The organism is Binatus sp. (SeqCode) (assembly GCF_036522015.1).
Classification (GTDB): domain Bacteria; phylum Desulfobacterota; class Binatia; order Binatales; family Binataceae; genus Binatus.
This window is the reverse complement of record NZ_DATDGQ010000254.1, coordinates 1-10,096: the sequence shown is the minus strand read 5'-3', so window position 1 is coordinate 10,096 and position 10,096 is coordinate 1. Positions and strand designations below refer to the sequence as shown.

At 60.9% G+C, this 10,096-nt stretch carries 9 protein-coding genes and 1 pseudogene; 4 read left to right on the top strand and 6 right to left on the bottom strand.

All coding sequences use genetic code 11. From position 1 onward, the window contains the following. Nucleotides 1-93: 93 nt before the first annotated feature. Nucleotides 94-855 (top strand): annotated as a pseudogene (locus tag VIW95_RS10990) (NAD(P)/FAD-dependent oxidoreductase); the annotation flags it as partial. Between the two features lie 67 nt (nucleotides 856-922). Here the strand turns inward: VIW95_RS10990 and VIW95_RS10985 are convergent. Continuing rightward, nucleotides 923-1,447, bottom strand: a complete 525-nt coding sequence (locus tag VIW95_RS10985; RefSeq protein ID WP_331586353.1) for a hypothetical protein — start codon at nucleotides 1,445-1,447, stop codon at nucleotides 923-925. Between the two features lie 580 nt (nucleotides 1,448-2,027). Between VIW95_RS10985 and VIW95_RS10980 the strand changes: the two genes are divergently transcribed. Both VIW95_RS10980 and VIW95_RS10975 read left to right on the top strand, forming a co-directional pair. Further along, nucleotides 2,028-3,386: a GH1 family beta-glucosidase gene (locus VIW95_RS10980; protein WP_331586351.1), complete on the top strand. Its 1,359-nt coding sequence runs from the start codon at nucleotides 2,028-2,030 to the stop codon at nucleotides 3,384-3,386. Nucleotides 3,387-3,782: 396 nt separating this feature from the next. Beyond that, nucleotides 3,783-4,403, top strand: coding sequence for a hypothetical protein (locus VIW95_RS10975; protein ID WP_331586349.1), 621 nt, complete (start codon nucleotides 3,783-3,785; stop codon nucleotides 4,401-4,403). On the opposite strand, the gene VIW95_RS10970 is transcribed toward VIW95_RS10975, so the two are convergent. Then, the gene (locus VIW95_RS10970) at nucleotides 4,400-4,576 is read right to left on the bottom strand and encodes a hypothetical protein (RefSeq protein WP_331586347.1); all 177 of its coding nucleotides are present in this window, start codon (nucleotides 4,574-4,576) and stop codon (nucleotides 4,400-4,402) included. The two genes, VIW95_RS10975 and VIW95_RS10970, sit on opposite strands and share 4 nt — an antisense overlap. Before the next feature lie 31 nt (nucleotides 4,577-4,607). Beyond that, a complete protein-coding gene (locus VIW95_RS10965) occupies nucleotides 4,608-4,781 on the bottom strand; it encodes a hypothetical protein (protein ID WP_331586345.1) in 174 nt (57 codons plus the stop codon). 315 nt (nucleotides 4,782-5,096) lie between these two features. On the opposite strand from VIW95_RS10965, the gene VIW95_RS10960 reads away from it, so the two are divergent. Then, nucleotides 5,097-5,870, top strand: coding sequence for an isoprenylcysteine carboxylmethyltransferase family protein (locus VIW95_RS10960; RefSeq protein WP_331586343.1), 774 nt, complete (start codon nucleotides 5,097-5,099; stop codon nucleotides 5,868-5,870). Here the strand turns inward: VIW95_RS10960 and VIW95_RS10955 are convergent. From VIW95_RS10955 to lon, 3 genes are all read right to left on the bottom strand, one after another. After that, a complete protein-coding gene (locus VIW95_RS10955) occupies nucleotides 5,860-6,489 on the bottom strand; it encodes a ribonuclease H (protein ID WP_331586341.1) in 630 nt (209 codons plus the stop codon). The two genes, VIW95_RS10960 and VIW95_RS10955, sit on opposite strands and share 11 nt — an antisense overlap. A 10-nt stretch (nucleotides 6,490-6,499) precedes the next feature. Continuing rightward, a complete protein-coding gene (glgA, locus tag VIW95_RS10950; RefSeq protein WP_331586339.1) occupies nucleotides 6,500-7,957 on the bottom strand; it encodes a glycogen synthase GlgA in 1,458 nt (485 codons plus the stop codon). 300 nt (nucleotides 7,958-8,257) lie between these two features. Next, a partial coding sequence (lon, locus tag VIW95_RS10945; protein ID WP_331586337.1) for an endopeptidase La occupies nucleotides 8,258-10,096 on the bottom strand: 1,839 nt, incomplete at its 5' end.

Genomic DNA, 10,096 nt, shown 5'->3' with positions numbered 1-10,096 from the left:
GGGATGCCGGCGTGCGGCCATTGCGCGGCCGCCGCGATCAGCGCCTCCTGGGTCGCGTCCTCGGCGGCGTCGAAGTGGCCAAAACGCCGGACCACCGCGCCGAAGATGATGGACGTGTTCCGGCGCCAGGTGACGCGCTTCGGCACGCGGTTCATGAGCGGCGCGGTGACCGAGGTGCGCTTCGGCAAGCGTCCGTTCGAGCTGGTCGCGGACGACAAGGTGGTCAAGGCAGAATCTGTGATCATCGCGACCGGCGCGACTGCGAAGCTGCTCGGAATCGAATCGGAAAAACGCCTGATGGGCTACGGCGTGAGCGCATGCGCCACCTGCGACGGCGCATTCTTCAAGAACAAGGATGCGATCGTGGTCGGCGGCGGCGACACCGCGATGGAGGAAGCGACCTTCCTGACCCGGTTCGTCAACAAGGCCACCGTCGTGCATCGCCGCGATGCGCTGCGCGCGTCGAAGATCATGCAGGATCGCGCGCGCAAGAATCCGAAGATCTCGTTCATCTGGGATTCGGCCATCGATGAAATCCTCGGCGAGCAAAAGGCGGGCGTCAGCGGCGTGAAGCTGAAAAATCTCAAGACCGGCAAAGTCACCGACCACAAGACCGACGCGGTCTTCGTCGCGATCGGCCATAATCCGAACAGCGCGCTGTTCAAGGGCCAGCTCGAGATGGATGAGATCGGCTACCTCAAAGTGAAGCCGGGCTCGACCTACACCAACATCGACGGCGTCTTCGCCTGCGGCGACGTCGTGGACAGCGTCTATCGTCAAGCCGTCACAGCCGCCGGCACCGGCTGCATGGCAGCAATCGACGCCGAACGCTGGCTCGAAGCAAAGGGCGAGTAATCGTCAGTGGGGCGGGCCGCCGTGCCCGCCATCGCAATGCAAATGACTTAATTGCGATCAGCTTCGCTCATTCCTTTGTATCTCGTTTGCTGGAGAATACCTGGTAGGAGGTGCTGTCCCAGGCGTTGTGGATACCGATGAAGAGCAACAGCAACGTCGCGGCGCCGACACCGAACAGAGCCTCGCGCGTGCGGAACGGAGTCTCGAAAGCCGAGATCGCGAGTATCGTGTACGCCGCCAGCGGTAGCATCGCATGAAATAGCCAGTCCTCGAACTCCGGTTGGTAAACATCTTGCCGCCGCATGCGCCGAGTCACGACGACCGCGTACGCTACTCCGCATAGGCCGATGAGGCCCCAAAGAGCGGCGGCGGAAATGATGGATGGCCATGGAACCCGTAGCAGTGCCGACAAAAGCAACGCGGTGCCGAAGTGAATGACCGTCGGCGTCGCAAACGTGGCACCGACCTCGGCCGAACGTGGTAGAGGCCTCGCGGCAACGAGCGTCATAACCACGAACTGCAATCCGATCAGCGCGCCCGCAGCCGATCCGACAATCACATAGAAGCTGTCCCATGCAGCCAGCTCAGCCATATCGTCATCTAAGCTTCCGTGGAGGTTGCGCGCCAGCCCACAAATTCTTGTCGTTGTGTCATTCAGAGCAAAGCGAAGAATCCCGGCTCCTTCCTAGTGCCCGCCCTAGTCCAGTTATGTGATAGCCGATCCAGAAGCCCGCGGTGCGTTCCACGGTAGGTTGAAACATCTTCTTGTTGAACACCCAACAAGGCGAGCCAATTTTCGTTCTGTTGCCATACTTCTCGCGCAACTCTTTGACTACAATCACCGGCCAACCCAGGAGCAGAATCTTAATTCGCGCGCGAAATGAATCGCGCGCTATACAAGGACCCTCACCTTCGATCCTCTCCCTTACAGGGCGAGGGGAAGAATAAGATCCGGGATTCTTCGCTGCGCTCTAGAATGACACGACGCGGCCGAGTAGAGATCCGGGCCGGCTTCGCGTGGCGCGAAGCTGTGCGGAGGCCTCCGTTTCTCAGCCTCGCGATGCTCGCATCGTCGGGATGAAGGAGGGGGGCACGGCGGCCCGCCCCACTGATTCCGGAGATGAGCGGGGCGGGGTCGCCAAGTTGTTAGTGTTGTGATAACAAAACGGCTTATGGCGCCAATTTCGTTTCCTAAAGGGTTTTTGTGGGGTATTGCCAGCGCGTCTTACCAGATTGAAGGCGGGTGGAACGAGGACGGGAAAGGCGAGTCCGTTTGGGATCGGTTTTCGCACACGCCTGGGAAGATTAAGCGGGGGGATACTGGGGACGTTGCTTGCGATTTTTACCATCGCTACGCCGACGATATCGGGCTGATGGCTGAGCTTGGGCTCAATGCTGCGCGGATTTCGCTGTCGTGGCCGCGGATCATGCCGGCCGGCAAGGGGGCGGTGAATCAGAAGGGGCTCGATTTTTACCGGCGCGTTGTCGACGAGATGCTCGCGCGCAATATCCAGCCGTGGGTGACGCTCTATCATTGGGATCTGCCGCAGACGCTCGAAGATGCGGGCGGGTGGCCGAATCGCGACCTCGCCGAATATTTCCGCGACTACGCGGGCGTCGTGGCCGACGCGCTCGGCGATCGCGTGAAGCATTGGATGGCATTCAACGAGCCGTGGATTTTCACGATTCTCGGCTATCACCTGGGAATCCATGCGCCGGGCCGCCACGACATCGGCGATGCGATCAAGGCGACGCACACCGTCAATCTGGCGCAGGGCATGGCGATCAAGGCGATCCGCGAATCGAAGAACCGTCCCGAGGCGGTCGGCACGGCGTTCAGCATGTCGCCGGTGCATCCGGAAACCGGGTCGCTCGAGGATCGCACGGCCGCCGAGCGGTGGCATCGATTTTACAACAAGTGGTTCCTCGACACGGTGATGCACGGCAAATATCCCGAGGCCTACCTGAACGGGTCGGTTGAGGATCACGTCGAGATCCGCGCCGGCGACATGGATTTGATCAAAGCGCCGCTCGACTTTATCGGGATCAACTTGTACACCCGCGCGGTGGTCGCGCACGATTCGAGCGATCGGTACATGGGCGTCAAGCAGGTGCGGCCGGGCGGCGAGGAAGTCACCGAATTTGGTTGGGAAGTCTATCCGCAGGCGCTCTCGGAAATGATCCTGCATGTCACGAAGGACTACCCCGGTATCCCGATCTACGTGACCGAGAACGGATGTTCGTACGGCGACGGGCCCGGCGCCGACGGCAAGGTCAACGACCAACGCCGCGTGAGCTTTCTGCGTCGTTTTATTGCCGAGGTCGGGCACGCGATGAAGGCAGGCGCCGACGTGCGCGGTTATTTCCTGTGGACCTTCACCGACAACTTCGAATGGGCCGAGGGATTCCAGCAGCGCTTCGGAATCGTGCACTGCGACTTCAAGACGCAGCGGAGAATAGTCAAGGAGAGCGGCCACTGGTACGCGCGACTCGCGCGCAGCGGCGCGCTCGATTTCGATCCGGTGATCTAAATGGAGCGCGCGCAGCGCGGCAGGGGTGACCCCTGCACCCAGTACTTTTGGTTTCTTTCGTTGCCCGCTCCGTTGTCGCTTTCGTCGCGACAATTATTCAGTGGGGTGGGTGCTTAGAGTTTGCGGGGGGAGTGGAGCGCGCGCAGCGCGCGGTCCCAGATACCGGAACCGGCTTCGCGTGTGGCGCGAAGCTGTCCGAGGTCCTTCCTCCCCTCGCGTTGCTCAGGTCGTCAGGATGACACAAAAACGCGAAGCTGTCCGGAAGCCCCGTTCCTCCCGTCGCTAACGCTCCCGTCGTCAGGGTGACAAAGAATGCGAAGCTGCCCGGAATGCCGTCTGCTCGCGTTGCTCGCTTCGTCGAGATGACAAAAGAGCTGTTATAGTGTTGGAGACGCGATGAGCGGCGGGGAATTTTTGATGTGGCTGCATCTGTGCGCGATGGCGGCGTACGTCGGCGCGCAGTTCGCGGTCATCTATATGCTGATTCCGGCTGCCGAGACCGCGCCCAACGAGGCCGCACGGCGCGCGAGCCTGATCGCGGGCTTCAAGTTCTACAACCCGTTCACGATCGGCGTACTGGGAATTATTGTGATTAGCGGGGCGATGCGGCTGACGGACTTGAAAGCGTCGATGAAGTTCGACTACTTCGCGCGTATCGGTTCCGCGCTCGAACTGAAATTGCTGCTGGCCTTTCTGCTCATCTTTATCCAGACCTACATCACGTTCGGACTGGCGTTTCGCATCGGCCGCCAGGAAGAAGTGGCCGCACATGGCGACGGCGACGCGTTCACGGTCGAACAGCTCAACTCGATGCTGCGGCGAATCCGCGCGATGGCGTGGTTCACGATCGTGCTGGCCGCCGCTGTCATCTGGGTATCACTCACGATGGTCGCGCGAGCGGTGGACGAGCCCGCCACCGCGTCTCGCATCTCCGCGCGCGCCATATCAGGTCGTGCATCGCGGGTACTCGTGCACCGGGTGGCATCCGAGATGTGGGCGGCGCGCGTCATGACCTAGTGCGCGAGCGCAAGCAGCGAGCCGACGATGTACGCAACGGTGATGATGCCGAAGATCGCTCCGGGCAGTTCGTTCAGCATGCTGTACTGCGCGAAACGGATCTCTTCGCTGACCGGAGCTTCGACGATCGAGGTGATACCTGCGAACCTTGCTTCTGTGGTTGATGCGTTCATTTCAAATTCTCCCGTAAATTCTTCGGACGACTTAGGCCAATGCCACCAGCGAGCTGATGACGTAGCCGAGCGTGATCAAGCCGAACACGATACCGGGCAGTTCGCTGAGCAGACTGTTCTGCGCTAGCCGGGTTCCTGCGGTGGCTTCGACCGCTTCGTTGGTGGTGATTGCCGTGAGGGTTGCTTCGTTGGTGTTTGCGTTCATTTTCAGATCCTCCCGATTCGATGTCTTGACTGTGGTAAAGCAACCTATGTGCCAACGCAAAAACTCTCGATTTGGCAACGACTTTCCAAAGCATGGGTCTAATAGTCGCGCTTAATTCTCAACGAAAAGTTATGGAAATCAATAGGTTAGGTGAAATCGCGAAATGCGAGGTGAAATTGGGAGAATTTCTATTTTCGCGGGAAATTTCCTCTTTCGCGAATCAGCGCAAGTGCCGCCCCGCAGCTATAATACTGCGGAGCAGCTCGCACAAGCGTCTTCTTTGATCCTCCTCGATGCATCTGAGAAAGTATCGTCATGGCGAGTGAGATAAATCAGGACGCGCCCCAATCCGACGGCAAAGCGACCGGTGGATTGAAGCCGACGACCGCGATGCTCCTTGCCGAGGCTATCGCCAACCCGACCGCACGTCCGCATTTCATTCACGGCCTCGCGCTGCGCTTTGCGGAGACCGCGATTTTCCTGGTCGCCGTCATCGGCGCGATCGCGTTGGGACTCGGAATCACCGCCTATTTCGCCGAGCATGACTATGTGCTCGCTTACCTGGTCGCCTATGCGGGTTTTCGCTTTTCGGATTTGATTGTGCGCGAAGATGCCGAGGACAGCCCGCCGCATGAGGAGCTGTCGCGCCGGATCGTCGTGCAGCTTCCGCTGCTGGTGACGTTTGCCGCAGCGCCGTTTGAGCGCACCTATGTTTACGGTGGAGCGGCGCCCGCGTTGGCCAGCGCGCTAGGGCTTTTACTCGAGCTGCTTGGGATGTGGCTCGCGCTAGGTGCGCGAATCCAGCTCGGATTTTTCACGTCGGGCCGGACGGCCGAGCATCCGATGCTGGTGACGCGCGGCTTTTATCGCTACCTCAGGCATCCGATTTATGCGGGCACATTTCTGGTGACGTTCGGATGGACGCTCATCTACGGTGCGCCGGTGACGGCAATTCTTACCCTGATCATCGGAGGGATTTTCGCGCAGCGCCGGATCAAATCCGAAGAGGCCGTGATGGGCGCGCGATTCGGCGAAGAGTACGCCGCCTACAAACGCGAGACCGACGCGTTGATCCCCGCTATCTGGTAACGCCGCCGCGCGCGTCGAGCTGACAAAGGATGAGCGAGCAATAATCGTCGCCGTCGCGGCGACTGACAAACTTCGCGCCACATCCCGCGCATTTGCGAATCGATTCGTCCCGCTTCAGCCGCGACGTCACCTCTGCTTCGACCACTGAGTCCTCGCTCTTCGAGGATCTTCGCGTCTTTCGCTTCTCTGCGGACGCGCCGCCTTCGCCGACCGGCCTGCCGTTTGCTCCCATTAAGGCGAGTTCGTCGGCGCGATTGTTGATCGGATCGTCACCGTGTCCGCGGACCCATTCGAAACGCACGCGGCGCGCCGCCGTTTCGGCGTCGAGCAGTTCCCACAAATCGTGATTCTTGTTGCGCTTGTAATGCAGCGTCATGGATTTCACGACGTACTGGCTGTCGCTGCGCAGGACAACCTCGGCGCCGGGTTCTGTCGCGCGCAGTCCTTCGATCGCTGCCATCAACTCCATCCGGTTGTTGGTGGTCGAGGGATCGTAACCGTTGAGCTCGGTCACCTTGCCGTTGGGATCGCGCACCACGACGCCCCATCCGCCCGGCCCCGGATTACCGAGGCAGGAACCGTCGGCGTAAACGAGATATTCGCGGGACGAGAGTGCCACGGCGAGGATTCTAGCTGAGGCCGCGAGCTTTTCGCAGCCGCGTGAACCACTCGACGTATTGCCGCGCCGCGCGATCCCACGAAAAATCCGACGCGAAGCAATTTGCCATCAGCCGCCGCCACTTCGCGCGGTCCCGGAACATCGCGACCATCCGGCTCAGCGCGGCGACCATCTCGCTCGCCTCGAACTTCTCGAACACGTAGCCGTTGCCGGTGCCGCGCGCGGGATCGAACTCGGCGACGGTATCGCGCAGTCCGCCGGTGGCGCGCACCACGGGCGCCGTGCCATAGCGCAGAGCGTACATCTGCGTGAGTCCGCACGGTTCGAATCGCGAGGGCATCAGAAACGCATCGCTGCCGGCCTGGATTCGATGCGCCATCGTGTTGTTGAACTCGATTATCGCGCGAAGTTTTTGGGGGTAGCGCGACTCCGCGTCCTTAAAAAACGTCTCGAGCGCCGCATCGCCGCTCGCCAGCATGACGAGCTGCAAATCCAGCCGCATCACGGCGTCGAGCGCGTCCCTAAGCAGGTCAACGCCTTTCTGCCCGGTCATCCGCGTGACCATCCCGACTATCGGCCAGTCTTCACGATTGGGTAGCTTGAGTGAATCGCGCAACGCCCGCGTGCACTTGCGCTTGCCGTCAGGTTTCGCGGGCGTGTAGGTCGCCGCGATTTCGCGATTGATAGCGGGACTCCACTCGTCGTAGTCGGCGCCGTTCAGGATTCCGACGAAATTTTCGCCCTTGTCGCGCAACACTCCCTCGAGTCCAAAGCCGAGTTCCGGATCGGTCGTAATTTCGCGCGCGTAGGTCGGGCTCACCGTAGATGCGCCGTCGCACAGGACGAGCGCGCCCTTCATCAAGTTCAGGTGATTGTAAAATTCCAGGTAGTCGACCGAATTGTAGGCCGCGTCGAGATTCAGCAACGCGAAGTCCTCGCGCCGGCTGATTCCCTGGAATGCAAGATTGTGAATTGTGAACACCGACAGCGCATTCTTGAACCGCCGGCGAAGAGCGCCGTCGGCGCGCATCGCGATCGGCACGGTGGCCGAATGCCAATCGTGCGCGTGCACGATGTCCGGCGCGACGATCTCCGCCGATGCGATCGCGGCGGCGCGGCCAAAGAAGATAAAGCGCCGCAGGTTGTCCGGATAGTCGACGCCGTTCTCGCCGTAGATTCCGGGCCGCGCGAAAAATCCAGGATGATCGATCAGGTACATCGGCACGCCGTGCGTATCGGATGCACGCAGCACCGAGAAACGTTCGATGCCAGTGCCGAAGCGCATCGGGATGTCGCGCAGGACTGCTGCGTTCTCGACGTTGTCCTTAATTGAAGAGTAACCAGGGACGATCAGCGACGATTCGTGGCCGGCCGCTTTCAGAGCGCCGGGCAACGAGCCGATCACGTCGGCGAGACCACCGGCTTTTGCGTGGGGCGCGGCTTCCGCCGCAACGATCGCTATCTTCACGGGTAGCTAGGAAGGAACCGGGGTTCTTCGCTTCACTCTAGAATGACACAAAAACGGGACGACCACCCAGCGCGGCGGTCGAGCCGTGGTTGGGGGTGCGTCGGCTGGCGTCGAGAAAGATCCGGGGCCCCTCGGCTTCGCTCGGGATGACACAAGAAGAGAATGACACAGGAAAAGGAACCTGAGAGCAAAAGGGCGTCCTCGCCATTTTGCGATTTCTTTCTCACTGGGTGGCAGGGGGCACCCCTGCCGAAGGAAGTGTGAAACCCACCGCGGGTTTCACGTACAATTGGTTCTTCCCTAGTTCAGCACGGTCCTTTCGGTGCGCGCCGTCGCCGGTGTCGGCGCGACGGCTTCTGCGCCTGTCTGCACGGCGTCGCTGTCGCGCAGCGCGTGCCGAATGACTTCATCGACGGTGTCGACAAAAATCATCTCGAGCTCTTTGCGGACTTCGGGCTGGATGTCTTCGAGGTCGCGCTCGTTACGCCGCGGCAGGATGATCGTCTTGATTCCCGCGCGCCGTGCGGCGAGCACCTTCTCCTTGATCCCGCCAACCGGCAGAACTTTGCCGCGCAGGGTTATCTCGCCGGTCATCGCAATGTCCGAGCGCACCGGCCGGCCGCTGAGCAACGAAGCCAGCGATGCAGCGATGGTCACGCCGCCCGACGGGCCGTCTTTGGGAATCGCGCCTGCGGGAACGTGGACGTGGATGTCGGATTTGTCGTAAAAGTCCGGCGCGATGCCGAGCGACGCCGCGTGCGTGCGCACGTAAGACAGCGCCGCCTGCGCCGACTCCTTCATCACATCGCCGAGCGAGCCGGTCAGGTTGAGGCCTTTCTGCCCCGACATGCGGGTGCTCTCGATAAACATTATCTCGCCGCCGTTGGGCGTCCACGCGAGCCCGGTGGCAACCCCAGGCTCCTGCGTGCGTTCGGCAACTTCGGAGAAAAATTTCGGCGCCCCGAGATACTTCTGGACGTCGTCTCCGCTGACGATCGTTGGCGCCGTTTCACCTTCGGTGATCGAACGCGCGATCTTGCGGCAGACGCGTGCGATCTCGCGCTCGAGATTTCTCAGCCCCGCCTCGCGCGTGTAGCTGTGGATTATCTCGCGGAGTGCCTCTTCCGAAAATTCGATTTTCTGATCGCCGAGTCCGTTCTCAGTCAATTGCTTGGGAATCAGGTGGCGCTGGACGATTTGCAGCTTCTCTTCCTCGGTGTATCCCGGCAGCTCGAGCACTTCCATCCGGTCGCGCAGTGCGTGCGGCACCGGGTCGAGCATGTTGGCGGTGGTGAGGAACAACACCTTCGAAAGATCGAACGGCACGTCGAGATAGTGATCGGCGAAGGTGTTGTTCTGCTCGGGATCGAGCACCTCGAGCAGCGCCGACGCCGGGTCGCCGCGGAAGTCCATGCCGAGCTTGTCCACCTCGTCGAGGATGAACAGCGGGTTGTTCGAGCCCGCGTTGCGCAGCCCCTGTATGATTCGCCCTGGCAAGGATCCAATGTAAGTGCGGCGATGGCCGCGAATCTCGGCTTCGTCGCGGATGCCGCCGAGCGACAGCCGCACGAACTTGCGCCCGAGTGCGCGCGCGATCGACTTGCCCAGCGAAGTCTTTCCAGTACCAGGAGGCCCGACGAAGCACAGGATCGGTCCCTTGGTGTCGTTCTTGAGCTTGCGCACCGCAAGAAATTCGAGGATGCGCTCCTTGATTTTCTCGAGATCGTAATGATCTTCGTCGAGCACCTGGCGCGCGTGTCGGATATCGAGATTGTCCTCGGTCGAGATGCCCCACGGCAGGCTGACCAGCCAATCGAGGTAAGTGCGCACGACGGTATGCTCAGCCGATTCCGGCGGAATCATCTTGAGGCGCTCGAGTTCCTTGTCGGCAACCTTGCGCGCCTCGGGCGACATCTTCGCCTCTTCGATCTTCTTCTCGATTTCCTCGACTTCGGACGAGCGCGCGTCGCCCTCGCCCAGCTCTTTTTGGATCGCCTTGAGCTGCTGGCGCAGGTAGTACTCGCGCTGATTCTTGTTGAGCTCGGTCTGGACCTCCGACTGGATCTTGTGGCCGAGTTCGAGCAGCTCGATTTCGCGGCTTAAGATCGCGATCAGCTTTTCCAGCCGCGCGCGCACGTC